This is a genomic window from Microlunatus kandeliicorticis (assembly GCF_014137855.1).
Taxonomy (GTDB): Bacteria; Actinomycetota; Actinomycetes; order Propionibacteriales; family Propionibacteriaceae; genus Microlunatus; species Microlunatus kandeliicorticis.
Genome location: NZ_JACGWT010000004.1, coordinates 421,910 through 445,411 on the forward strand (window position 1 = coordinate 421,910; position 23,502 = coordinate 445,411).

Annotated in this window: 20 protein-coding genes; 9 read left to right on the plus strand and 11 right to left on the minus strand. The window is 72.6% G+C overall.

All coding sequences use genetic code 11. The annotated features are described in order from the left end of the window. Positions 1 to 924 carry an aminoglycoside phosphotransferase family protein gene (locus FHX74_RS14175; protein WP_182560809.1) on the minus strand — a complete coding sequence of 308 codons (924 nt, stop codon included), beginning with the start codon at positions 922 to 924 and terminating at the stop codon, positions 1 to 3. A 251-nt stretch (positions 925 to 1,175) separates the two neighbouring features. Here FHX74_RS14175 and FHX74_RS14180 point away from each other — a divergent pair, with 251 nt between their 5' ends. From FHX74_RS14180 to FHX74_RS14205, 6 genes are all read left to right on the plus strand, one after another. Continuing rightward, complete coding sequence (locus tag FHX74_RS14180; protein ID WP_220483934.1) at positions 1,176 to 2,219, plus strand: substrate-binding domain-containing protein; 1,044 nt, start codon at positions 1,176 to 1,178, stop codon at positions 2,217 to 2,219. A 127-nt stretch (positions 2,220 to 2,346) separates the two neighbouring features. Then, on the plus strand, positions 2,347 to 3,372 hold the full coding sequence (locus FHX74_RS14185) for an ABC transporter permease (protein ID WP_182560811.1): 1,026 nt from the start codon (positions 2,347 to 2,349) through the stop codon (positions 3,370 to 3,372). Then, on the plus strand, positions 3,369 to 4,190 hold the full coding sequence (locus FHX74_RS14190; protein WP_182560812.1) for an ATP-binding cassette domain-containing protein: 822 nt from the start codon (positions 3,369 to 3,371) through the stop codon (positions 4,188 to 4,190). The genes FHX74_RS14185 and FHX74_RS14190 overlap by 4 nt, the downstream gene beginning before the upstream one ends. 40 nt (positions 4,191 to 4,230) lie before the next feature. After that, positions 4,231 to 4,635 carry a universal stress protein gene (locus FHX74_RS14195; protein WP_182560813.1) on the plus strand — a complete coding sequence of 135 codons (405 nt, stop codon included), beginning with the start codon at positions 4,231 to 4,233 and terminating at the stop codon, positions 4,633 to 4,635. A 103-nt stretch (positions 4,636 to 4,738) separates the two neighbouring features. Next, positions 4,739 to 5,335: a M73 family metallopeptidase gene (locus FHX74_RS14200; RefSeq protein WP_182560814.1), complete on the plus strand. Its 597-nt coding sequence runs from the start codon at positions 4,739 to 4,741 to the stop codon at positions 5,333 to 5,335. 2 nt (positions 5,336 to 5,337) lie between these two features. Beyond that, positions 5,338 to 6,972 (plus strand): LamG-like jellyroll fold domain-containing protein, encoded by a 1,635-nt coding sequence (locus tag FHX74_RS14205; RefSeq protein ID WP_182560815.1) that lies wholly within the window; start codon positions 5,338 to 5,340, stop codon positions 6,970 to 6,972. Positions 6,973 to 6,997: 25 nt separating this feature from the next. Here the strand turns inward: FHX74_RS14205 and ilvD are convergent, their stop codons facing one another. Genes ilvD through FHX74_RS14220 form a run of 3 tightly spaced genes read right to left on the minus strand, consistent with a single transcriptional unit; the run spans position 6,998 to position 10,501 of the window. After that, a complete protein-coding gene (ilvD, locus tag FHX74_RS14210) occupies positions 6,998 to 8,734 on the minus strand; it encodes a dihydroxy-acid dehydratase (protein WP_182560816.1) in 1,737 nt (578 codons plus the stop codon). Between the two features lie 10 nt (positions 8,735 to 8,744). Then, positions 8,745 to 10,079, minus strand: a complete 1,335-nt coding sequence (locus FHX74_RS14215; RefSeq protein ID WP_182560817.1) for a glycosyltransferase 87 family protein — start codon at positions 10,077 to 10,079, stop codon at positions 8,745 to 8,747. Then, a complete protein-coding gene (locus FHX74_RS14220) occupies positions 10,076 to 10,501 on the minus strand; it encodes an HIT family protein (protein ID WP_182560818.1) in 426 nt (141 codons plus the stop codon). The genes FHX74_RS14215 and FHX74_RS14220 overlap by 4 nt, the downstream gene beginning before the upstream one ends. A gap of 173 nt (positions 10,502 to 10,674) precedes the next feature. On the opposite strand from FHX74_RS14220, the gene FHX74_RS14225 reads away from it, so the two are divergent. Beyond that, a complete protein-coding gene (locus tag FHX74_RS14225) occupies positions 10,675 to 13,713 on the plus strand; it encodes a glycine--tRNA ligase (protein WP_328823829.1) in 3,039 nt (1,012 codons plus the stop codon). 194 nt (positions 13,714 to 13,907) lie between these two features. On the opposite strand, the gene FHX74_RS14230 is transcribed toward FHX74_RS14225, so the two are convergent. Together FHX74_RS14230 and FHX74_RS19870 are read right to left on the minus strand one after the other, a co-directional pair. Beyond that, a complete protein-coding gene (locus tag FHX74_RS14230) occupies positions 13,908 to 14,534 on the minus strand; it encodes a hypothetical protein (RefSeq protein WP_182560819.1) in 627 nt (208 codons plus the stop codon). 299 nt (positions 14,535 to 14,833) lie between these two features. Beyond that, a complete protein-coding gene (locus FHX74_RS19870) occupies positions 14,834 to 15,109 on the minus strand; it encodes a hypothetical protein (protein ID WP_220483935.1) in 276 nt (91 codons plus the stop codon). A 46-nt stretch (positions 15,110 to 15,155) separates the two neighbouring features. Here FHX74_RS19870 and FHX74_RS19875 point away from each other — a divergent pair, with 46 nt between their 5' ends. Further along, positions 15,156 to 15,338 carry a hypothetical protein gene (locus FHX74_RS19875; RefSeq protein WP_220483936.1) on the plus strand — a complete coding sequence of 61 codons (183 nt, stop codon included), beginning with the start codon at positions 15,156 to 15,158 and terminating at the stop codon, positions 15,336 to 15,338. A 312-nt stretch (positions 15,339 to 15,650) separates the two neighbouring features. Here the strand turns inward: FHX74_RS19875 and hisF are convergent, their stop codons facing one another. Beyond that, positions 15,651 to 16,412, minus strand: coding sequence for an imidazole glycerol phosphate synthase subunit HisF (gene hisF / locus FHX74_RS14240; RefSeq protein ID WP_182560820.1), 762 nt, complete (start codon positions 16,410 to 16,412; stop codon positions 15,651 to 15,653). 128 nt (positions 16,413 to 16,540) lie between these two features. Here hisF and FHX74_RS14245 point away from each other — a divergent pair, with 128 nt between their 5' ends. Next, entirely contained in the window at positions 16,541 to 17,620 is a 1,080-nt protein-coding gene (locus tag FHX74_RS14245) for a sulfotransferase family protein (RefSeq protein ID WP_182560821.1), read from the plus strand. Positions 17,621 to 17,647: 27 nt separating this feature from the next. Here FHX74_RS14245 and FHX74_RS14250 read toward each other — a convergent pair whose 3' ends face one another. Genes FHX74_RS14250 through tatC form a run of 4 tightly spaced genes read right to left on the minus strand, consistent with a single transcriptional unit; the run spans position 17,648 to position 23,475 of the window. Then, positions 17,648 to 20,581, minus strand: coding sequence for a DEAD/DEAH box helicase (locus FHX74_RS14250; protein ID WP_182560822.1), 2,934 nt, complete (start codon positions 20,579 to 20,581; stop codon positions 17,648 to 17,650). A 51-nt stretch (positions 20,582 to 20,632) separates the two neighbouring features. Continuing rightward, on the minus strand, positions 20,633 to 21,469 hold the full coding sequence (ppgK, locus tag FHX74_RS14255) for a polyphosphate--glucose phosphotransferase (RefSeq protein ID WP_182560823.1): 837 nt from the start codon (positions 21,467 to 21,469) through the stop codon (positions 20,633 to 20,635). Between the two features lie 34 nt (positions 21,470 to 21,503). Then, on the minus strand, positions 21,504 to 22,424 hold the full coding sequence (locus FHX74_RS14260; RefSeq protein WP_182560824.1) for a diacylglycerol/lipid kinase family protein: 921 nt from the start codon (positions 22,422 to 22,424) through the stop codon (positions 21,504 to 21,506). A gap of 7 nt (positions 22,425 to 22,431) precedes the next feature. Next, complete coding sequence (gene tatC, locus FHX74_RS14265; protein ID WP_328823830.1) at positions 22,432 to 23,475, minus strand: twin-arginine translocase subunit TatC; 1,044 nt, start codon at positions 23,473 to 23,475, stop codon at positions 22,432 to 22,434. Positions 23,476 to 23,502 lie beyond the last annotated feature (27 nt).

The following is a 23,502-nucleotide window of genomic DNA, read 5'->3' on the forward strand; positions in this document are numbered from 1 at the left end:
TCAGAGCAACCGGGCGGCCGAGGCGAGGAACGGCTCGGCCACCCGGGCGGCGCCGAAGGAGGCGACGTAGAGCCCGGTGCTGACCCGCTCGAGGAACGCCCAGCGGCGGATCCGGTCGGCGTCGTGTGCGGTCTCGGCGGCCAGCAGCGCCGCCCAGGACGCGACCAGCGCGCGCGGGTCGTCGGCGGCCAGCACCCGGGCGCTGTGGTCGCGGATCGTCACGCCGAGGTCGTAGCAGGGGTCGTCGACGAACCCGTCGGGGTCGACGAACACCCAGCCGGTCTCCGCTCCGGGTCGCGGCTCGGTCACCCGGAGCGCGTTGTGCGGGTGGGGATCGCCGTGCACCACGACCGGCCGGTCCGCCGGACGGGCGTCCAGCCAGGCGGCCTCGGCCAGGGCGGCGTCGCGCACGGCCACCGGGCAGGGGCCGTCGGCCCGCCAGCTGGTGCCGATCAGCTCGGCGAGCCCGGCCGCCTTGGCCGCACGCGGCTCGTCCGGACCGGGGGCCAGCCAGGCCCGCGCCAGGGTGTCGGCCAGCACCCGCAGCTGCTCCTCCACGCCGCGCAGCTCTCCACCGGGGTTCGTCCCCAGCGCCGCGCCGAGCCGTTCGAGCAGCACGGCGTTCTCCTCCGGGGCGTGCGCGAGCAGGCGGCAGTAGCCGCGACCGTCGGCGCGGCGCAGCAGCGCCGCCTCACCGTCGAGCGGGTCGCTCGGCAACCCGATCTTGATCACCGCCGGTCGGCCGTCGGTGGTCTCGGCCGCACAGACGTAGGACGCGCTGCCGCCGGGCAGCGCCCGGCCCGGAGTCACACCCCAGCGGGCGGCGAGCCGGTCGAGCGCGACCGGGAGCTGCTGCTGCCAGCGCGCTCCGGTCTCGCCGAGCGTCCGCACCCGGGCCCGGGTCAGCGGCTGCAACCGCACCACCGGTCGTTGTTGATCATGACCTGCCGCCACCGTCCCAGCTTGTCACGGGCCCGACACGCCGACCGCGGGGGCGTCGGGCGCGTCCTTGACGATCCGGGGCATCAGGTCTAGGACTGTCCTAGGTCGCGACCGCGATCCGCCTCCGGGCGGCTCGAGCACCGACCGCCCACGACGACGTGATCGGAGCGCTCATGAGGAAGGGTTCGGCGTCGACGACGCGGGGCCGGTCGCGGCCCGGGCGGCTGCTGCCGATGATCATGGCCCTCGTGCTCGTCGCCTCGGTGCTGACCGCCTGCTCCTACGGGGACAAGCGGATCGGGATCAGCCTGATCCTCAAGACCCAGACCAACCCCTACTTCGTGGCGATGAAGCAGGCCGCGGTCGCCGAGGCGGCCAAGGAGGACATCCGGCTGTCGGTGGCCGCCGGCACCCAGGACGGCGACACCCAGAACCAGATCAACGAGATCTACACCGCCATCGCCCGCGGCGACAAGGGCATCCTGATCACCAGCAACGGCAACGCGATCAACGCGGCGCTCCGACAGGCCAAGAAGGCGGGGCTGTTCGTGATCGCGCTCGACACCCCGCTCGACCCGTCGGACACGGCCAACATCACCTTCGCCACCGACAACTTCGCCGCCGGCAAGGCGATCGGCGCCTACACCGCAGCCCGGCTGAACGGGGCCAAGGCGGTGATCGCGATGCTCGACCTCTACAACGACCAGGTGGTCGCCGTCGACACCAATCGCGACCACGGCTTCCTCACCGGGATGGGGATCAACCCTGGCGACCAGAGCCAGAACGGTCTCGAGCCCAAGACCGGCCGCTACACCGCGGGCAAGGGCGGCGAGTACCAGGTCGTCTGCCACCGGCCCACCCAGGGCGCGATCGACGGCGGCCGCACCGCCATGGAGCAGTGCCTGGCCGCGAACCCGAACATCAACGTCGTCTACTCGATCAACGAGCCCGCCGGCGAGGGCGGCTACAACGCGCTGGTCGCCGCCGGCAAGGCCAAGCAGGCGATCGTGGTGACCATCGACGGCAGCTGCCACGGCATCGACCTGGTGCAGCAGGGCATCTTCGCCGCCGACTCCACCCAGTACCCCGGCAAGATGGCCCAGCTCGGGATCCAGGCGATCGCCAAGGTCGCCCGCGGCGGAGCCCCGCCGCAGACCAGCGCCGGCAAGTCGTTCTTCGACACCGGGACCGCGCTCGCCACCAACACGCCGCAGCAGGGCGTGACGAGCCAGACGCCGGCGGACGCCAAGAAGCTCTGCTGGGGCTCCGACTCGTGACCCGGCACCGCCCGCAGGATCACCGGCCCGATCACCGGCTCGATCAGAACCGCCCGCAGCACCGGGCACCGTCCACCCGCCACCGCCGACCGGCCCGACCACGGGCGCGCCAACACAGGAGGGTCTCGTGACACAGACCACGAGCGAGAGTCCGTCCTCGGTCGAGGACCTGCTCAGCCGCGGGAGCAGTCCCGCCGAGCGCATCCAGCACGTCCTGCACGGCAACCCGGCGCTCAGCCCGCTGATCGTGCTGGTGGTGTCCATGATCGTCTTCGGGATCGTCGCCCCGAACTTCCTGGCCCCGAGCGCGCTCTCGCTGCTGGTGCAGCAGATGGCGGTGGTCGGGGCGCTCGCGGTCGGGCAGACGCTGATCATCCTGACCGCCGGCGTCGACCTGTCGATCGGCGTCGCCATGGTGCTGTCGTCGCTGGTGATGGCCAAGCTCAACGCCGGTGGCGTCCCCGGGTTCATCGCGCTGCTGATCGGGCTCGCGGTGGCGGTGCTGACCGGGTTGCTGAACGGCCTGCTGGTCACCCGGATCCACCTGCCACCGTTCATCGTCACCCTGGGCACGTTCTCGATCTTCACCGCGATCTCGCTGCTCTACGCGCAGGGGCAGACCATCAGCCTCGACCCGAACGCGTTCCTGCTGGTCACCGGCAGCTCGATCTCGATCGGCTCCGTCGGCATCACCTGGGGCGTGATCCTGATGCTCCTACTGGTCGTGGTGGTCGGCTTCGCGCTCCGGACCACGGCCTGGGGACGGCACCTCTACGCCACCGGTGACGACCGCGAGGCCGCCTCGATGGCCGGCATCTCGACCCGCCGGGTGCTGCTCAGCGCCTACGTGGTCGCCGGCTTCTGCGTCGGCATCGCCGCCTGGATCGTCTGCGGCCGGGTCGGCGGCGCCGACCCGAACGCCGGCCTCAACTACAACCTGCTCAGCATCACCGCCGTGGTGATCGGCGGCACCAGCCTGTTCGGCGGCCGCGGCGCCGTGGTCGGCACCCTGATCGGGGCGCTGATCGTCCAGGTGTTCAACAGCGGCCTGGCGCTGGCCGGGGTCGACCCGAACTACCAGGTGCTGGCCACCGGCATCCTGGTCATCCTCGCCGTCTCGGTGGACCAGTGGATCAGGAGGGTGAAATCATGACCGACACCGCGAGCGTGGAGACCCGTCCCACCGACAGCCAGACCCCGGTGCTCGAGGCGACCGGGCTGGTCAAGCTGTTCGGCCGCGTGGTCGGGCTGCGGGGCGTCGACATCCGGTTGTTCCCCGGCGAGGTGCTGGCGGTGATCGGCGACAACGGCGCCGGCAAGTCGACCCTGATCAAGTGCCTGACCGGGGCGATGACGCCGGACCAGGGCACGATCAAGATCGAGGGCCGCGAGGTCAACTTCAAGACCACCCAGGACGCCCGTGCGGCCGGGATCGAGACAGTTTACCAGACCCTGGCCGTCGCCCCCGCGCTCGACATCGCCAGCAACCTCTACCTGGGCCGGGAGATCCGGCGTCCCGGGTTCGCCGGCAAAGTGCTGCGGATGCTCGACAAGAAGGCGATGCGCCAGCACGCGCAGGACCACATCCGCAGCCTGGGCATCACCACCCTGCAGAACATCGACCAGGCCGTCGAGACGCTCTCCGGCGGTCAGCGGCAGGTGGTCGCGGTGGCCCGCACCGGCGCGTTCGGCAGCAAGGTCGCCATCCTCGACGAGCCGACCGCGGCCCTCGGGGTCCGCGAGACCGGGCAGGTGCTCAAGCTGGTCCGCGACCTGCGCGACAAGGGGCTCGGGGTGATCCTGATCAGCCACAACATGCCGAACGTGTTCGAGACCGCCGACCGGATCCACATCCAGCGGCTGGGCGGGGCGGTCGGGGTGATCAGCCCGAAGACGCACTCCCCCGAGGACGCGGTCGCCTTCATGACCGGGGCCCGGCAGCTGCGCGAGGACGAGCAGACCCTGCGCTGAGCCGTCCCGGACCGAACACCCCACCCGCGAGAGGACGACGATGGACATCGTGATCGGCTACCTGCCGACCCGCGAAGGCTCGGCGGCGCTCGACCAGGCGATCGCGCTGGCCAAGAGCGGCGGCCACCGGCTGGTGGTGGTCAACACCGGCAAGAACGGCGACAACGCCCACCCGTCCTTCGCCTCGGCCCAGGACCTCGACGCGATCACCGCCGAGCTGACCGAGGCGGGGATCGAGCACGAGGTCCGGCAGGTGACCGCCGCCACCTCGGCCGCGGCGGCGGTGGTCGAGACCGCGGCCGAGGTCGGCGCCGGGCTGGTGGTGATCGGGATGCGGCGGCGCAGCCCGGTGGGCAAGATCCTCACCGGCAGCACCGCGCAGGCGGTGCTGATGGACGCCCCGTGTCCGGTGCTGTCGATCAAGCCGGGCCAGCGCCCGCTGTGAGCCGCGCGCTCGACTGAACGACGGGCGGCGCGCCCGCTATCCTGATCGGGCCGACCGGGGGGCGGCGTGACCTTCGTCCGCGACCAGCCCAGGAGCTCCCCCCGTGCCCCCCAGCCGACGTCTGCTGCGCCACAGCCGGTGGGTGGTCTGGCCGGTCGCCTTCGTCGTCGCCGGTCTGGTCGTCGCCCAGGGCTCGTACTCCGCCTTCAGCGCCAAGGTCTCCAATGCGGGCAACTCGTTCTCCGTGGGCACCGTCGCGCTCAACGACGACGATGCCGGCAGTGCGCTGTTCAGCCTGACCAACCTGCGTCCGGGGTCGTCCGGCACCCAGTGCATCACGGTCACCTCGACCGGCACCCTGCCCTCGACGGTGAAGCTCTACACCAGCGGCGCCTCGACGACCAAGGCGCTGGCGAGCTACGTCAACCTGACCATCACCCAGGGCAGCGGCGGGTCCTACGGCTCGTGCTCGGGTTTCGTCGCGCAGAGCAGCGGGTCGTCGCTCTACGCGGGCACGCTGGCCGCGCTGACCGGCTCGGCCACCGGCTTCGCGACCGGGCTCGGCAGCTGGGCACCGACCGGCACCGGCAGCGAGAGCCGGACCTTCCAGTTCGGCTACGTGATCAGCTCGGGCACGCCCGACTCGGCGCAGGGCGGCACCGCGAGCGTCGGGTTCACCTGGGAGGCCCAGAACAGCTGATCATGCCGCCCGACCAGAGCCCCGAGACCCCCGCCGGCACCGTCACGGCGGACGCCCGCACCGACCACGCCCGCACCGACCACGACCGCACCGACCACGACCGCACCGACCACGACCGCGTCGAGCACGATCCCGCCGAGCACCCGGCCGCCGCCACCGGTGAACGACTGCCGGGCTGGCCCGAGCTGCTCGGGATCACCCTGGCCCGTGCGGTGCTCGCCGCCCTGCTGTCGCTGGCCGCCTGGGCGGCCGTCCCGGCGCTGATCGGATGGCACCCGACCACGGTGATGACCGGCTCGATGATGCCGCGGTTGCACGTCGGGGACGTCGCGGTCTCCCGGCCGCTGCACGGCAGGGCTCCGACCCTGGGCACGGTGCTGCTGTTCGACGACCCCGACCACCCGGGCCGGCTCCGGCTGCACCGGTTCGTGGCGGTCGACCCGGAGGGCCGGATCGTCACCAAGGGCGACGCCAACCCGCAGAACGACTCGAGCCCGATCACCGCGGCCGCCGTCCGCGGGGTCGGCACGCTGCGGGTGCCGTTCCTCGGTCTGCCGGTGCTGTGGATCCGTACCGGCGACTGGCTGCCGCTCGGGCTGACCGTCGCCGGCCTGATCGGGCTGATCGCCCTGGCCGGGCGTCCGGTCGTCCGCCGGACGGACGACGAGGCCCGCGACGGCCACGACGACGGGGCCGACAACGGCGACGGGGCCGACAACGCCAGCGACGGGGCCGACCGCACGTCGGCGGAAGCGCAGCGTCGCAACCCGGCGCCGCACCCGACGCCCACGGGTGGTCGTCCGGTCCGCCGGATGGCGGCCGCGGTGACGGCGACCACCGCCGCCGCGGTCCTACTGACCGCGGTCGGCGTACCCGCGGGCGCCGCCTTCTCCGACACCACCGACACCTCCGCCGACTTCGCCGCGCTGCCCTACTTCACCTGTGCGAGTGCGGTGGTCGCGTCCTCGCCCTGGGTCTACTACCGGATGGACGAGACGCTGCTCAGCGTGCTCGGCGCGGTCGACAGCTCGGGCAACAACCGCACCGGCACCTACAGCAGCACCGGCCGGACCACCCAGCAGACCCGGGCCTGCACCCGGGACAGCGGGTACGCGATGAGCTTCAACGGCAGCAACGGTTCGCTCAGCTCGCCGCTCTACAACGCGGCGCCGCCGAACACCTTCACGGTGGCGATCTGGTTCAAGACGACCACGACCAAGGGCGGCAAGCTGATCGGCTGGGGCAACAGCCAGACCGGGCTCTCCGGCACCTACGACCGGCACCTCTACCTGACCAACGCCGGCGCGGTCGTCTTCGGCGTCTACCCCGGCGCGGTCCGGACGGTCAGCTCGGCGACCGGGCTGAACGACGGCAAGTGGCACCAGGCCGTCGGCACGCTGTCCCCGGCCGGGCAGGTGCTCTACGTCGACGGTGTGCAGGTGGCCGCCGACCCGAGCACCACCAGTGCCGAGCAGGCGTCGAGCTCGGGCTACTGGCGGATCGGCTACGACAACCTGGCCAACTGGACCAACACCCCGACCAGCAACTACTTCTCCGGCACGCTCGACGACGCCGCGGTCTACCTGACCGCGCTCAGCGCCACCACGGTCCGCAACCAGTACCTGGCCGGCACCTAGCCCGGCGGGCCGCGCCGGACCCGGCTCAGCTGCAGACCGCGCCGACGTTGGCCGACTTCACCAGCTTGGTGTACTTGGCCAGCACGCCCCGGCGGACCGGACGCGGGACGGGCACCCAGGTCTCGCGACGCCGCTGCAGCTCCTCCTCGGGCAGCTCGACGTCGAGCGTCCCGGCGGCCACGTCGAGCACGATCCGGTCGCCGTCCTCGAGCAGGGCGATCGGGCCGCCCTCGGTGGCCTCCGGCGCGATGTGCCCGACGCACAGCCCGGTGGTGCCGCCGGAGAACCGGCCGTCGGTGATCAGCATGACGTCCTTGCCCAGCCCGGCGCCCTTGATCGCGCCGGTGATGGCGAGCATCTCGCGCATCCCCGGGCCGCCCTTCGGGCCCTCGTAGCGGATCACCACGACGTCGCCGTGGGTGATCGTCCCGGCCTCGAGCGCGTCCATCGCGGCCCGCTCGCCGTCGAAGACCCGGGCGGTCCCGCGGACCACCTCGGTGTCGAACCCGGCGCTCTTGACCACGGCCCCCTCCGGGGCCAGCGAGCCGTGCAGGATGGTGATCCCGCCGGTCGGGTGGATCGGCTCGCGCAGCGAGCGGATGATCTTGCCGTCCAGGTCGGGCGGCGCGATCTCGGCCAGGTTCTCGGCCATCGTCTTGCCGGTCACGGTCAGGCAGTCGCCGTGCATCAGCCCGGCGTCGAGCAGCGCCTTCATCACCACCGGCACCCCGCCGACCCGGTCGACGTCGTACATCACGTAGCGGCCGAACGGCTTGAGGTCGCCCAGGTGCGGCACCTTCTTGCCGACCCGGACGAAGTCGTCGAGGGTCAGCTCGACCTCGGCCTCGTTGGCGATGGCCAGCAGGTGCAGCACCGCGTTGGTCGAGCCGCCGAAGGCCATCACCACGGCGATCGCGTTCTCGAAGGCCTCCTTGGTGAGGATCTGGCGGGCGGTGATGCCCTGGCGCAGCATGTTGACCGCAGCCTCGCCGCTGCGCCGGGCGAACCCGTCGCGACGCCGGTCGACGGCGGGCGGGGCGGCTGAGCCGGGCAGGCTCATCCCCAGCGCCTCCGCCGCGCTGGCCATCGTGTTGGCGGTGTACATGCCGCCGCAGGCGCCCTCACCGGGGCAGATCGCCTTCTCGACCGCGGTGACCTCCTCGCGGGTGATCAGCCCGGCCATGCAGGCGCCGACCGCCTCGAAGGCGTCGATGATCGTGACGTCCTTGTCGCCGACCTTGCCGGGCATGATCGAGCCGGCGTAGAGGAACACCGAGGCCAGGTCGAGCCGGGCCGCGGCCATCAGCATCCCGGGCAGCGACTTGTCGCAGCCGGCCAGCAGCACGCTGCCGTCGAGCCGCTCGGCCGACATCACCGTCTCCACCGAGTCGGCGATCACCTCACGGCTGACCAGCGAGTAGTGCATGCCCTCGTGGCCCATCGAGATGCCGTCGGAGACGCTGATGGTGCCGAACTCGAGCGGGTAGCCGCCGGCCGCGTGGACGCCGTCCTTGACCGCCTTGGCCAACCGGTCGAGGCTCAGGTTGCACGGGGTGATCTCGTTCCAGCTGGACGCGACGCCGATCTGCGGCTTGGCGAAGTCGTCGTCGTCCATCCCGACCGCGCGGAGCATGCCGCGGGCCGCGGTCGCCTCCAGACCGTCGGTGACCACCCGGGAGCGGGGTTTGATGTCCGGGGTGCTCCCGGCGGATCCGGTGGTGGTCGGGTCGGCGCTCGACGCGCCCTGGTCGGTGACGGTCATGGGCGTCACTCTAGGACGGTCGGGACGCGACTTCCGGGGTGGTTCGGACCGCGGCGGTCGGACGCGACCGACCTCGGAGCAGCTGGACGGCCAGCGCGACGATGATCACCGCCCCGAGCACCGGCCCGAAGTTGGCGATCACCTCCTGCCCGAAGTCGTAGGTCAGCTCGACGTTGTTGCCGTAGGGCAGCCGGGCCAGCGGCAGGCAGACGCAGACCCAGACCACCCAGACGCCGCAGGCCAGCGTCGTCCAGACGGGCAGCCGGACGCCGGGTCGGTCCGGGCTGGCCGGCCACCGGCGCTGCGCGAGCTGGCCGACCACGGCGATCCCGAGCGGCAGGATCCAGACGAAGTGGTGGGTCCAGGACAGCGGCGAGGCCAGGTTGGTGGCCAGCCCGACCAGACCGACGGCGAAGACCTTGGCCCCGCGACGCCACCAGTAGGCGGCGACGATCGCGGCGAGCAGCGCGACCACGCCGGCGATCGGCAGCCCGATCAGGGTGGTGGAGGTGCCCTTGCCGACCAGCCGGAAGAACACCCCGAGCAGCGACTGGTTGCCGACGTAGAGCGGTGAGGCGGTGTGGGTGTTGCCGCCGAGCAGGCTCTTGGCGAAGTCGACGGTCTGGTGCGGCTGGAGGACCGCGCCGACGCCGGTGAAGAAGCAGAACGAGGCGATCCCCCACAGCGCCGCCCGGCGCCGGCCGAGCAGCAGCAGGAAGACCACGAACAGCGCCGGCGTGAGCTTGATCGAGGCGGCCAGCCCGATCAGGATGCCGCGCGGGATCCGGCGCCGGCCACCGCCGGGCAGGTCGGGCCGGTCCTCCGGGTCGGGCAGCAGGTCGATCACCACGAAGGCCATCAGGAAGGTGTTCACCTGGCCGTAGCCGAGGGTGGTGCGGATCGGCTCGACCGCCACCAGGACCGCGACCATCAGCAGCGTCATCGGCAGCCCGCGCGGGACCCCGCAGCGCTTGAGCACCGACCACTGGGCCCAGAGCAGCCCGGCCGCCCAGATCAGCTGCCACATCACGTAGGGCCCGAAGGCCAGCGGCACCATCAGGATGGCGGCGATCGGCGGGTAGATGAAGTAGAGGTGCCAGCCCGGGGTGACGGTCTGGAAGATGTCCTTGCCGGCCAGCAGGTCGTGCACCGCGTAGACGTAGACCTGCAGGTCGATGGTGGCCGGGACGTAGGGCGAGTACCGACCGCCGGAGATGATCCGCGGCAGCAGCACCAGCCCGACCAGATAGGCCGGCAGCAGCTCGAGCGCGGCCCGGGCGGCCAGCTGGCCGCGGGTCAGCGGAGCCGGGGTTGCGGTCGGACGCGGACGGACGGCGGTGGTCATGCGGCCCCCTGCCCGGTCAGCTGGGCGTGCACCGCGTCGAGCTCGGCCGCGTCGGCCCCGTGCTTGCCACTGAACAGCCCGCGCAGCCCTGGGCTGTCGGCATAACGCGGGACCAAGTGGACGTGCAGGTGGAAGACCTCCTGCCCGGCCACCGCCCCGGCCGAGCTGAACGCGTTGAGCCCCTCGGCGCCGAGCCGCTCGGTCAGCAGCCGGGCGACGTGCTCGACGGCCGGCGCGATCTCGGGCAGCCCGCCGGCCCTGAGGTCGGCGACGTGCCGGCGCGGCACCACCAGCGTGTGGCCGCGGTGGAAGGGCGCGAGGTCGAGGAAGGCCACCGCGTGCTCGTCGGCGTGCACCTGCCGCGACGGCAGCTCACCGGCCACGATCCGGCAGAAGATGCAGTCGGTCTGGTCCTGCGGCACCGTCGGCTCACTCCCCTTCGTCGCCGTCCCCCGCCTGCGCACGTCCCGGGCGGCGGTTCGGACACAGCTTCCCCCGGCCGCGGCTCGGGAGCAAAGCGACGCTCAGCGATGAGGCAAGATGTTCTGTCGGCGCCCGCGCGCCGCACCGAGCCGGACTGAGGGGAAGAGAACCCGTGAGCACGACCGCACCGACGTCAGCCCTGACCATGCAGGACGCGATCCTCGCGCTGCAGCGGTACTGGACCGAACGCGGCTGCCTGGTGGTGCAGCCGTTCAACACCGAGGTCGGCGCCGGCACCGGGAACCCGGCGACCGCGCTGCGGGTGCTCGGCCCCGAGCCGTGGCGCGTCGGCTACGTCGAGCCGAGCGTCCGGCCCGACGACGCCCGGTACGGCGAGAACCCGAACCGGCTGCAGACCCACACCCAGTTCCAGGTGATCCTCAAGCCCGACCCGGGCAACCCGCAGGAGCTCTACCTCGACAGCCTGCGGACGATCGGGATCGACCTCGACGCCCACGACGTCCGGTTCGTCGAGGACAACTGGGCCTCCCCCGCGCTCGGCGCCTGGGGGCTCGGCTGGGAGGTCTGGCTGGACGGGATGGAGATCACCCAGTTCACCTACTTCCAGCAGGCCGGCGGCCAGGTGCTGCGGCCGGTGTCGGTGGAGATCACCTACGGGCTCGAGCGGATCCTGATGGCCCTGCAGGGCGTCCAGCACGTGATGGACATCCGCTACGCCAGCGGCCCGGACGGGCAGCCGATCAGCTACGGCGAGGTGTTCGGCCAGTCCGAGTACGAGATGAGCCGCTACTACCTCGACGACGCCGACATCGGCACCAACCAGCAGCTGTTCAGCGCGTACGCGGCCGAGGCGCAGCGGATGCTCGACCTCGAGCTGCCGGTGCCCGCCTACACCTACGTGCTCAAGGCGAGCCACGCGTTCAACGTGCTCGACGCCCGCGGGGCGATCAGCACCACCGAGCGCGCGGTGTCGTTCAAGACGATGCGCAACCTGACCCGCGACGCCGCCGAGCTGTGGCGGGCCCGGCGGGAGGCGCAGGGCCACCCGCTGGGACTGGTCGAGCCGCTCCCCGCCGCCCCGCAGCCGGCGCCGGAGGCGCTGCCGACCATCGACGCCCCGGCCACCGCACTCTTCGAGATCGGCCTCGAGGAGCTGCCCTGGTCCGACGTGGTCGGGGTCGGCGAGGCGGCCCGGGCGAACCTCGAGGCCAAGCTGGCGGCCACCCGGCTGCCGCACGGCGCGGTCCGGGTGGACGGGACGCCGCGGCGGCTGGTGCTCACCGTGGCCGAGGTGGGCCCGGCCGAGCCCGACGCCACCGAGTTCAAGCGCGGCCCGAAGCGGGCGGCCGCCTTCGACGCCGACGGCAACCCGACCAAGGCCGCGCAGGGCTTCAGCCGCGGTCAGGGCGTCGACCCGTCGGCCCTGGAGACGGTCGAGGTCGACGGCACCGCCTACGTCGGGATCACCAAGGCGGTGCCCGGCCGGAGCGCCGCCCAGGTGCTCAGCGCGGCGTTCGCCGAGGTGGTGGCCGAGCTCCGCTCGGACAAGAACATGCGCTGGGCCGACCCGAACCTCAGCTTCTCGCGGCCGATCCGCTGGCTGCTCGCGCTGCTCGGGGACCGGCCGCTCCCGGTCGCGGTCTCCGCGCTCGCCTCCGGCACCACCACCCGGGTGCTGCGGACCGCCGCCGAGCCCGAGATCACCGTGGACCGGGCCGACGGCTATCTCGACCTGCTCCGCGAGCACGGCGTCGTCGCCGACCGCGACGCCCGCCGGGCGCTCGTCGTCGAGCAGGCCACCGCGCTGGCCGCCGAGGCGGGGACGCCGGGCGCTCGGGTCGACGTCGAGGCCCAGGCCGAGCTGGTCGAGGAGATCACCGACCTGGTCGAGGCGCCGCGGGCGCTGCTCGGGTCGTTCGAGGACCGCTACATGAGCCTGCCGGCCGCGGTGCTGACCACCGTGATGCGCAAGCACCAGCGGTATCTGGCGGTGACCGACGGCGAGGGCCGGCTGCTGCCCCGGTTCGTCACCGTGGCCAACGGCGACTGCGACGTCGACCTGGTCCGGGCCGGTAACGAGGCGGTGCTGCGGGCCCGCTACGAGGACGCCGCGTTCTTCTTCGGCGCCGACCAGCAGACCAGCCCCGAGGAGTTCCACGGGCGGCTGGACACGCTGGCTTTCGAGACCCGGCTCGGGTCGATGGCCGACCGGGCCCGGCGGATCGACGCGCTGGCCCAGGTGATCGCCGACCGGATCGGGCTCGAGGGCGACGACCGGGCCACCGTGTCCCGCACCGGGGCGCTGGCCAAGTTCGACCTGACCACCCAGATGGTCGTCGAGCTGTCCAGCCTGGCCGGGGTGATGGCCGGTGAGTACGCCCGCCGGGCCGGTGAGCCCGAGGCGGTGGCGGTGGCGCTGACCGAGATGGAGCTGCCGCGCTCCGGCGGCGGTGCGCTGCCGGCCACCGTGCCGGGCGCGGTGCTGTCGCTCGCCGACCGGCTCGACCTGCTCACCGGGATGATGGCGATCGGCAACGTGCCGACCGGGTCGTCGGACCCGTTCGGGGTGCGCCGGGCGGCGATCGGCGTGGTCAACGTGCTCCGCGGGACGCCAGCGCTGTCCGGGCTGTCGCTGACCGACGGCGTGGCGGCGGCCGCCGAACGGCTGGCCGCCCAGGGGCTCGAGCTGCCGGGGACGCTGGTCACCGACGCGGTCGCGCTGGCGCAGCGGCGGTTCGAGCTGCAGCTGCTCGACGCCGGCCACGACCACCGGCTGGTCCAGGCGGCGCTGGTCAAGGCCGACCGCCCGGCCGAGGCGGAGGCCGACCTGGCCGAGCTGGAGCGCCGGATCGACGAGGAGCAGGTGCAGACCCTGGTCGCCACCGTGCAGCGGGTCAGCCGGATCCTGCCCGGGGCCGGTGCGGACGAGGTGGCCCCCGCCGCACTGTCGGGGGCCGAGGAGCTGGCGCTGGCCCGCGCGGTCTCCGAGCTCGAGCAGAACCTCGGGACCGAGCCCGCGACGGTCGCCGCGTTCGTCGACGCGGCCAAGGGGCTGCCCCCGGTGGTCGACGCCTTCTTCGACGCGGTGCTGGTGATGGACCCCGACCCCGCCGTCCGGGCTGCCCGGTTGACCCTGCTCGCCCGGCTCGCCACCCTCTCCGGCCGGGTGCTCGACTGGTCCGCGCTCTGAGCCGCCCGGCGCGCGAGGACGTGCGCTGAGCCTGTCGAAGCGCAGAAGGCACTTCGACAAGCTCAGTGCACGGCACAACCCCCAGAACGCACCCTGAGCCCGTCGAAGCGCACGGGCAACGCGCGCTGAGCCCGTCGAAGCGCAGAACGCACGTCGACGAGCTCAGTGCACGGCAGAACTCCGGGCCGCGTGGGTCAGCCCTGGTCGGCGCCGCTGTCGTCGCTCGGGCTGCTGGAGGCGGACGGGGTGTCGTCCGAACCGGCGCTGGGCGCACTGGTCGGCTTGCCGTGGCCGTGCGTCTTGAGCTTGGGCATCGGCTGGGTGAAGGTCACCGCGCACGGGGTCGCGCCGGTGCGGCCGATGGTGACGGTGATCGTCGCCGGGGCGTTGTCCGCCGGCGGGTCGACCGGGTTGAGCTGCAGCGCGGCGCGGCCGTGCTGGTAGTTGCTCTTGCCGCGGTGCCGGGTGGTGCCGACGGCGTTGCCGTTCCCGTCGGTGACCGCGACGCTGACCGAGGTGGCGATCGTCCCGCGCTTCGGCGTGGTCCAGCGGAGCGAGACGATCTTGATCTTGGACGTGCTGCCGTGCTTGGCCTTGGCCCGGTAGGCGCCGGCCCAGGTGGCCTTGAGCTTCCAGGTGGTGCCGGAGCCGTCGGTGCAGCTGGCGGCGGTGACCGCGGAGGACCGGGACGGCGCCGCGGACGCCGTGGTCGCCGGGACGGCGAGCGCGACCGCGCCGAGCACCAGCGCGGTGGCTCCGGTGGCGCCGACCGCGGCGGTCGCGATGCGGCGCGAGCGGGAGGTGGGGGTGGACAGGGGCATGGTGGAGGACGCCTCTCGACGGGGTGTGGTGGCGGGCCCCCGCCCGACCGTGGCTGCCGGTCCCCCGACCGGTAGGCGAAAGCTAGCGCCGCCGGGGGTCAGCTGACCCCGCCGCGGCCCGGAACGCACGAACGGCCCGAACCGCCGCGCTGCTGGACGGTTCGAGCCGTGCGCCCCCTGGGTGGGTCGGCGGGCAGCCTGATCTCCCCCGAGATGGTCAGGGCCCGCTGGGCCGGGCGTCCGGCGGCCTCCCCCTGTGGAGCCGCCGGATGCCCGGAGTCGGTGGTGAGCCGGTGGGCTCAGCTGTTCTGGGCTTCCCAGGTGAACCCGAGCGCCGCGGTGCCGCCCTGGCTGGAGTTCGGCGCGTTGCTGGCCAGGCTGTAGCTGATCTTGAACGTCCGGGACTCCGACCCGGTCCCGGTCGGCGCCCAGTCCCCCACCCCGGTGGCGAAACTGGTCTTCGCCGTCGGCCCGGTGCCGAAGCCGGCCAGGCTGCCCGAGTACAGCGTCGGGTTGGTGGCCGAAGCGGTGAAGTTCGCGCAGGTGCCGAACGAGCCGCCGCTGCCCTGGACCACGGTCAGGCTGATCTGGGACGCCAGGTCATTCGTCGAGGCGTAGCCGGTGCCGTACAGCTTGACCGTGGAGGCGAGGCTGCCGGTGGAGGTGACGGTGATGCACTGGCTGCCGGTCGCACCGGGCTTGAGGTTGGAGGCGGTGAACAGGGCGGTGTTGGCGTCGTCGTCGGACAGCGCGACGGTGCCGGAGGTCCAGTTCGAGGTCGGGTTGACCGTGGTCGCGGAGTAGGCCGAGTAGGAGGCCTGCGCGACGGCGAGACCGGAGACGACCAGGGCGGCGGAGGATCGCGGTGAAGGCGACGATCTTCTTCACGGTCGTGCTCTTGGCGTTCGTGTTCGTGCGGGTGGTGTTCGACATGTCGGGGGGCTCCTGACGGCTGTTCTTGGGGGGTCCTGCTGACAAGAACAATTCAAGATTCAACACATCAGGAGACGGTTCGGACCGTAGTCCGGAGACCCGAAAGAAACCCCGAGGTTCGGCTACCGACCTCAGGATCGGCGCAAGGGCGTCGCGGGACCGACCTCGGGCGGACGGATCAGGTCAGCGGACGGCGTAGCCGGCCGCGGCCAGCGCCTGCTTGACCTCGGCCACCGAGACGGTCCGCCAGTGGAAGATCGTCGCCGCGAGCACGGCGTCGGCTCCGGCCGCCACCGCGGGCGGGAAGTCCTCGGCGCGCCCGGCACCACCCGAGGCGATCAGCGGTACGTCGACGACCGCGCGGACGTCGGCGATCATCTCGAGGTCGAACCCGCCGGTGGTGCCGTCGGCATCCATCGAGTTGAGCAGGATCTCCCCCACGCCGAGGTCGACCCCGCGCCGGGCCCACTCGAGGGCGTCGAGCCCGGCGGACTTGCGACCGCCGTGCGTCGTCACCCCGTACCCGGACGGCTGGTCGGGCTCCCGCCGCGCGTCGACGCTGAGGACGAGCACCTGGTTGCCGAACCGACGGGTGATCTCGCCGATCAGCTCGGGCCGGTGGATGGCCGCGGTGTTGACCGCGACCTTGTCGGCGCCGGCGCGCAGCATCGTGTCGACGTCGGCGACGCTGCCGATCCCGCCCCCGACGGTGAGCGGGATGAAGACGGTCTCGGCGGTCCGCCGCACCACGTCGAGCGTGGTGGCGCGTCCCTCCACGGAGGCGGAGATGTCGAGGAAGGTCAGCTCGTCGGCACCCTCGGCGTCGTAGAGCCCTCCGAGCTCGACCGGATCCCCCGCGTCCCGGAGGTTCTCGAAGTTGACCCCCTTGACCACCCGACCGTCGTGGACGTCCAGGCAGGGGATCACGCGGACGGCCAGGCTCACGGTCCACAGCGTAGGAGAAGCCCCCGGCGAGCGGATGCACAGTTTCGGCTGTCAGAATCCCTCAGCGGGTTCTCAACGTCGCCGTCCCGCCACCCGTCGTCCACCCTCCCCCGTCGAGGAGATCTACCGTGCCCGGTCCGACTGACCGTGATCTCGTGCTCGTGACCGGACCCGGTCGCAGCGGGACCAGCGCACTCACCGGCATGCTCAGCATGCTCGGCGTGCACGTCCCGGGCCCGCTGGTCGGGGCGAACAGCACGAACGAGCGGGGCTTCTACGAGACCCGGTGGGTGGTCGACTTCCAGCGCAAGCTGCTGGAACGCGCCTACACCTACGAGTTCGACGGCGACCCGCGCGCGGAGCTGCGGGTGGCCAAGGTGCTCGCCGACGGCGAGGCGGCCGGGAAGCTCGACGCCTGGTTCGCTCCGGCCGCCGGGCAGCACTCGCTGGTGGCGGTCAAGGACCCGCGCTCGATCTGGTTCCACGACCTCTGGACGACGACCGCCGGGAAGCACGGCTACCAGGTGAAGTACCTGACCACGCTGCGCCACCCGGCCGAGGTGGTCGGCAGCCGGACGACCTACTACAGCACCGAGACGCGCGAGCTGCAGGCCCGGGAGTACGCCGTGGCCAAGGTGGCCGGCTGGGTGCACGTCAGCCTGCTGAACGAGCGCGAGACCCGCGAGCAACCGCGGTCGTTCGTGCTCTACGACGACCTGATCAGCGCCTGGCGGCCGGTCGCGGCCAAGATCGAGACCGAGCTCGGACTGGCCTTCCCCGCGCGGCCCGACCCGTGGGACGCCCGGCACCCGGTCGACGACTTCATCAGCCCCCAGCTGCACCGGGTGACGACGACCTGGGACGACCTCGACTGCCCCGAGAGCCTGCAGGTGATCGCCGACGAGGTCTGGGAGGCCTGCCTGCGGATCGCCGTCCACGGTCGCGACGCGGACGCGGAAGCCGCCTTCGACGAGCTGTCCGAGCGCTACAGCCGGCTCTACCGCGACTCGGCGGCGATCGTGGCCGACATGGCCAGCTCGCGGGTCGACCGGGCTCGCGCCAAGACGGCGCGGAAGGTGCGGGCCGAGCTCGCGGCCCAGCGGCCGCCGAGCACGCTCACCCGGCTCACCGAGCCGCTGCCCGCCCCGGTCCGGCGGCGGGTGCGCCGGGTCGGCCGCCGGGTGATCGACCGGCTCGTCCGGCGCTGAGCGCGCCGGGCGTCCGCGCAGCCGCGCTCAGACGGACAGGTCGTCGCCCGGGGTCGGGTCGTCGGGTTCGAAGGCGACCACCCCGCGGCGCATCGCCCGGACCGTCTGGTGCGCGGTCTCCCGCACCGGTGACGGTCCGGCGGCGTCGGCGATCTGCCCGGCGAAGTCGATCACCTGGCGCACCCAGCGGACGAAGTCGCCGGCGGTCAGGTCGTTGTCGTCGAGCACCTGGGCCAGCGGGCGGCCTGCGGCCCAGCCGAACGCGGCCCGGGCGAAGCCGATGTCGGGTTCGGGTCCGCGGTCCAGCCGCGCGTCGCGCTCGGCCAGCGACACCTCGCGGTGCACCCGGCGGACCGCGGTCATCGCCTCCTCGGTGACCCGGTCCGGCATCCGCGGCTGGAACCGGCCGCCGTCGGTGCGGCGGGCCTCGTAGATCAGCGAGGACAGCACCGCGGCGAGCTGCGGGACGGTGAGGTCGTCGAAGACGCCGGCGCGCAGGCACTCGGCGGTGACCAGGTCGAGCTCGGCGTAGATCCGGGCCAGCATCCGGCCGGAGGGGCTGACCCGCACCTGACCGCTCTCGTCGGGGGCCAGGTAGCCGAAGCCCTCGAGCACGGTGGTGATCTTGTCGAACTGCTTGGCGATGGTGGTGGTCCGGCTGGACATCCGCTGCTCGGCGGCCCGGTTCTCGGCCTCGAGCCGCAGTGCCACCGCCGCCTGCCGGAAGTGCGTCTCGCGGTCCGGGCAGGTGTGGCACGGGTGCCGTTGCAGCTCGGCCCGCAGGTCCGCGACCCGGGTCCGGGCCGCGGCGTTCATCTCGCTCGGGCGGTCGGCGTCGGGGTCGAGCGTGACGGTGGCCAGCCGGGCGCGCAGCGCGGCGGCGAGGTTGCGCCGGGCCGCCTTGTCCTTGGGGTGGAAGTGCTTGGGCACCTTGACCCGGCCGGCGGTCAGCGCGGGCGTCGGGAAGTCGGTCAGCGCGAGCCGGCGGACGCTGCTGTCCTCGGTGAGCACCTGCGGCTGCGGGGCGGCGCGCTGTCCCTCGACGCCCGGGTCGAGCACCACGGCCCAACCGCGCGACCGGCCGGCCGGGACGCGGATCAGCGCGCCCCGGGTCAGGCCCTGCAACGAGGCGAGCGCCTCGTCGCGGCGGTCGGCCTTGCGGTCGCGGGCCGCCTCGGCCTCGACCCGACTGATCTCGTCGCGGGTGCGGGCGTAGGAGACGAAGTCGCCCTGGTCGCAGGCCGCCGCGGCGAACCGGGCGGCGATCTCGTCGGTGTTCTTCTCGATCTGCCGCGCGATGCCGACCACCGAGCGGTCCGACTGGTACTGGGCGAACGACTGCTCGAGCAGTGTGCGGGCCCGGTCCCGGCCGACGGCCCCGATCAGGTTGACCGCCATGTTGTAGGTCGGGGCGAACGAGGAGTGCAGCGGGTAGGTGCGGCGCGAGGCGAGCCCGGCCACCGCCCTCGGGTCGAGCCCGGGCTGCCAGAGCACGACGGCGTGACCCTCGACGTCGATGCCGCGGCGCCCGGCCCGGCCGGTGAGCTGGGTGTACTCGCCGGGAGTGATGTCGGCGTGGGTCTCGCCGTTGTACTTGACCAGCTTCTCCAGCACGACGCTGCGGGCCGGCATGTTGATGCCGAGGGCGAGCGTCTCGGTGGCGAACACCACCTTGACCAGCCCGCGGACGAAGCCCTCCTCGACACACTCCTTGAAGGCCGGCAGCAGACCGGCGTGGTGGGCGGCGATACCGCGGACGAAGCCGGTGAAGAACGCCTCGTAGCCGAGCGCCTTGCGGTCGGCGGCGCTGAGCCCGGACATGTGCCGCTCGGCGATCGCGGTGAGCTGGGCCTGCTCGTCGAGGTCGGTGAGCTCGACCGAGGTGCCGAGCAGCTGGCGGACGGCGGCGTCGCAGCCGGCCCGGGAGAAGATGAACACGATCGCCGGCAGCAGCCGGGCGCGTTCGAGGACGCCGACCATGTCGGCCCGGCTGGTGCCGTGGTGGGCACGCCGGTCCCCGCCCCGATCACCGCCCCGGTCGTTCCCGGCGCCGCCCTGGCCGCGATCGAGGTTGCGGGCGTGGGTGGCCCCGCCGTAGCGGCCGGAGCCGTAGGACACCGCACGCTTGCCCTTGCCGCTGCGGCCGCGCGGGCGCCGGGCGTCGTCGCGGGTGACCCGGCTCTCGTCGCGGGAGACCCGGAGCAGCTGCGGGTTGACGTCGGCGCGCCGCTGGGAGGCGATCTCCTGCGCGGTCGGCGCCTCGCCGGCGAAGAGGTCGAACAGCTTGCGCCCGACCAGCACGTGCTGGAACAGCGGCACCGGGCGGCGTTCGGAGACCACCACCCGCATCTCGCCGCGGACCGCGGCCAGCCAGTCACCGAACTCCTCGGCGTTGCTCACGGTGGCCGAGAGCGCGACCACCTGGACCGAGTCGGCCAGCCCGATGATCACCTCCTCCCAGACCGCGCCGCGGAACCGGTCGGCCAGGTAGTGCACCTCGTCCATCACCACGTAGCCGAGGTCGGTGAGGGTGCTCGAGTTGGCGTAGATCATGTTGCGGAGCACCTCGGTCGTCATCACCACCACCGGCGCCTCGCTGTTGATCGAGGAGTCGCCGGTGAGCAGCCCGACGTTCCCCGATCCGTGCCGGCGGACCAGGTCGGCGTACTTCTGGTTGCTCAGCGCCTTGATCGGGGTGGTGTAGAAGCACTTGCGGCCCTCCCGCAGCGCAAGGAACACCGCGAACTCGCCGACGATCGTCTTGCCCGCGCCGGTCGGGGCGGCGACCAGCACGCCGGAGCCGGCCTCGACGTGCTCGCACGCCTCGCGCTGGTAGTCGTCGAAGCCGAACCCGTAGCCGTCGGCGAACTCGGTCAGCGCCGGGCTGACCTGATTGCGCCGGAAGCGGGCGTAGGACTCCGCTGGTGAGGCCGCGCTGTCGTCGGCCGGCTGCGTGGACATCACCGCCACGCTACCCGGCGCCGCCCAGCCCGGCCGGGAGGCGCCGTCGGGTCAGTCCTCCGCGGTGACGGCCAGGTTGCCGCCGCGGTGCTCGACGAGCTGGCGGGCGCTGGCCCGGTGCTCCATCCAGGCGGCGTCGGCCGCCCCGACGATGCCGGCGTTGTTGATCAGCTCGGCGACCTTGAACGGGGTGCGCGGCGACAGGTACTGGACCCACTTCTCCGGGTTCTTGCTGATCCCGCCGCCGAGGATGAAGAGCTTGGGCCAGACCAGGTTCTCCAGCGTCTTGAGGTAGCGGTCGGCGCGGGCGCCCCACTCCTTCCAGCTGATCCCGTCGCGTTCGCGGGCGGACGCGGCGGCGCCCTTCTCGGCGTCCTTGCCGTCGAGCTCGAGGTGGCCGAGCTCGGAGTTGGCCACCAGCTCGCCGTTGTTGATCATCGCGATACCGATCCCGGTGCCGAAGGTGACCACCACCACGACGCCCTGCACGCCGCGCCCGGCGCCGTAGTGCGCCTCGGCCAGCCCGGCGGCGTCGGCGTCGTTGAGATAGACCGACGGACCCCGGAGCCGGGTGCCGACCCGGTCGGCCAGCGAGGTGCCGATCCAGGACTTGTCGAGGTTGGCCGCGGTGCGGGTGACACCGTCGAGCACGACGCCCGGGTAGGCGACGCCGGTCGGACCGTCGAAGGCGAAGTGGTCGGCCACCTGGACCACCACCTCGATCATGTTCTCCGGGGTGGCCGGCTGCGGGGTGTCGAGCCGGAACCGCTTGCCCACCAGGGATCCGGTGGTGAGGTCGACCAGGCCTCCCTTGGTCCCGGTGCCCCCGATGTCGATCCCCAACGCCAGGTTGGGGTTCTCCGACGCCTGCTGATCCGCGCTCGTCACGCCCGCATCGTAGTGGCCTGGACGGAGTGGCCGCTCAGCTCGGGACCAGCACCTCGACCGCACGCGGCACCGAGGTGACCAGCAACGGCGGGTCGCCGATCCGCTCGCCGTCACCGTAGCCGAGCAGATCGTCCCCGTCGACGCGGACCTCGCGGGCCCGGAACCGCTCGACGCACCGCGCGGTGACGAACGACCCGTCGTAGGTCTTCGGCAGCAGCCGGAGCAGGGTGAGCCGGCTGACCGGGTGGATGATCGTGACGTCGAGCAGCCCGTCGGTGGCGTCGGCGTCGGGGCACATCCGCACCCCGCCGCCGTAGGCCGCGGTGTTGCCGACCGCCACCAGCATCGCGTCGAGCTCGCGCGGCGTCCCGTCGACGGTGAGCCGGTAGTGCAGCGGGGTGAACCGCGCCAGCTCGACCAGCACGGCCAGCGGATAGCGGAGGCCGCCGCGCGGCCACGGCAGGGCGTTGGCGCGGGCGTTCGCGTGGGCGTCGAACCCGGAGGCCACGATCGTGCTGACCCAGGTGGACCCGTGCGGGGTGGCGCTCTCCCCCACCCGGGCGAGGTCGATCAGCCGGCGCCGGTCGGCCACCACCGTGTCGGTGGCGGCGAACGCGTCGTCGGGGTCCATCCCCAGCCCGCGGCAGAGGTCGTTCCCGGTGCCGGCCGGGATCAGTCCGAGGGCCGGAGCGCGACCGGTGACGGCTCGGGCCCGGGCGCAGGCGTTGACGGCGAGGTGCATCATCCCGTCCCCGCCGAGGACGGCCAGCACGTCGGCGTCGCCGTGCGCGGCCTCCTCGAGCAGCCGTGCGGCGTGGTCGGATCCCTCGCTGGTCAGCAGGGTGGGTTCCAGCCCACCGGCCCGCAGCCGGTGCTGCACCTCGGGCAGCACCTCGGCCGCCCGCCCCTTGCCCGCGGTGGGGTTGGCGATCAGGGCGACCGAGCGGCCGCTCACCGTCGGGTCAGTTCTGCCGGTCGAGACCGAGGGCCTGCGCCATGGTCCGCGGCGCCGGGGTGTCGGCGGTACTGACGTCGCTGATCCCGTTGGCGCTGATCGTCACCTGGCTGGCCACCCGCGCCGGTTCGCTCGCGGTGGCCTGGGCGCGCGCGGCGTCCTCGGCCTCCAACGCGGCCAGGGCCTTGTCGTGGGCGATCCCGGAGTCGGCGTCGATCCCGCCGTTCCGCTTGCGCTTGCGCCGGTCGAAGATGTGCGCGAGCACCTCGGCCACGACCACCAGCACGGCGAGCGGCAGGGCGAGCATCAGCATGGTGATCGCGTCCGGCGACGGGGTGGCGATCGCCGCGAAGACGAAGACCCCGAAGATCAGGTACGAGCGGTACTTGCTGATCATCTTGGCGCTCAGCACGCCGGCCAGGTTGAGCAGCAGGATGAACAGCGGGATCTCGAAGGCGACCCCGAAGACGAACATCAGCCGGGTCAGGAAGCTCAGAAAGTCGTTGATGCTCTGCAGGTTGGTAGCGCCCACGTTCGCCGGCGTGAACTTGAGCAGCGCCGCCATGCCGTTGGGCGTGACGTAGTAGCCGAGCGCGATGCCACCGAGGAACAGCGGCGTGGCACAGCCCACGACGATCCCGGTCCAGCGCTTCTCCTTGGCCAGCAGGCCCGGGACGATGAACGCCCAGACCTGGTAGAGCCAGACCGGGGCCGAGACCACCAGGCCGGCGAGCAGCGCGATCTTGAACGAGGTGAGGAACGGCGAGGTCAGACCGCTGAAGATCGGCTCGGCCTTGATGTCCGGGCGGCTCTCCTGCGCCAGCTCGACCGCTCGCTTGTAGGGCTCGAGCAGCAGGTTGAAGAGCTGATCGGCGAAGATGAGACACACGATCATCCCGACGATGATCGCGATGCTCGCGACGACCAGTCGGTAGCGCAGCTCGCGCAGGTGCTCGAACAGCGTCATGTTGCCGTCGGGCGGCAGCGGTGGCGGCTTGAGCCAGGCGAAACTGGGTCGTCGCAACCGGAGCCGCGGCAGGGACAGAGCCACGGATCAGCCTCGAATCAGAAGCAGGAC

Bases quoted from the DNA above. Each gene is read 5' to 3' on its own strand.
- FHX74_RS14180 (WP_220483934.1), top strand. From the start codon at position 1,176: ATGATCATGGCCCTCGTGCTCGTCGCCTCGGTGCTGACCGCCTGCTCC.
- FHX74_RS14190 (WP_182560812.1), top strand. From the start codon at position 3,369: ATGACCGACACCGCGAGCGTGGAGACCCGTCCCACCGACAGCCAGACC.
- FHX74_RS14195 (WP_182560813.1), top strand. From the start codon at position 4,231: ATGGACATCGTGATCGGCTACCTGCCGACCCGCGAAGGCTCGGCGGCG.
- FHX74_RS14205 (WP_182560815.1), top strand. From the start codon at position 5,338: ATGCCGCCCGACCAGAGCCCCGAGACCCCCGCCGGCACCGTCACGGCG.
- ilvD (WP_182560816.1), bottom strand. From the start codon at position 8,734: ATGACCGTCACCGACCAGGGCGCGTCGAGCGCCGACCCGACCACCACC.
- FHX74_RS14215 (WP_182560817.1), bottom strand. From the start codon at position 10,079: ATGACCACCGCCGTCCGTCCGCGTCCGACCGCAACCCCGGCTCCGCTG.
- FHX74_RS14230 (WP_182560819.1), bottom strand. From the start codon at position 14,534: ATGCCCCTGTCCACCCCCACCTCCCGCTCGCGCCGCATCGCGACCGCC.
- FHX74_RS14250 (WP_182560822.1), bottom strand. From the start codon at position 20,581: ATGTCCACGCAGCCGGCCGACGACAGCGCGGCCTCACCAGCGGAGTCC.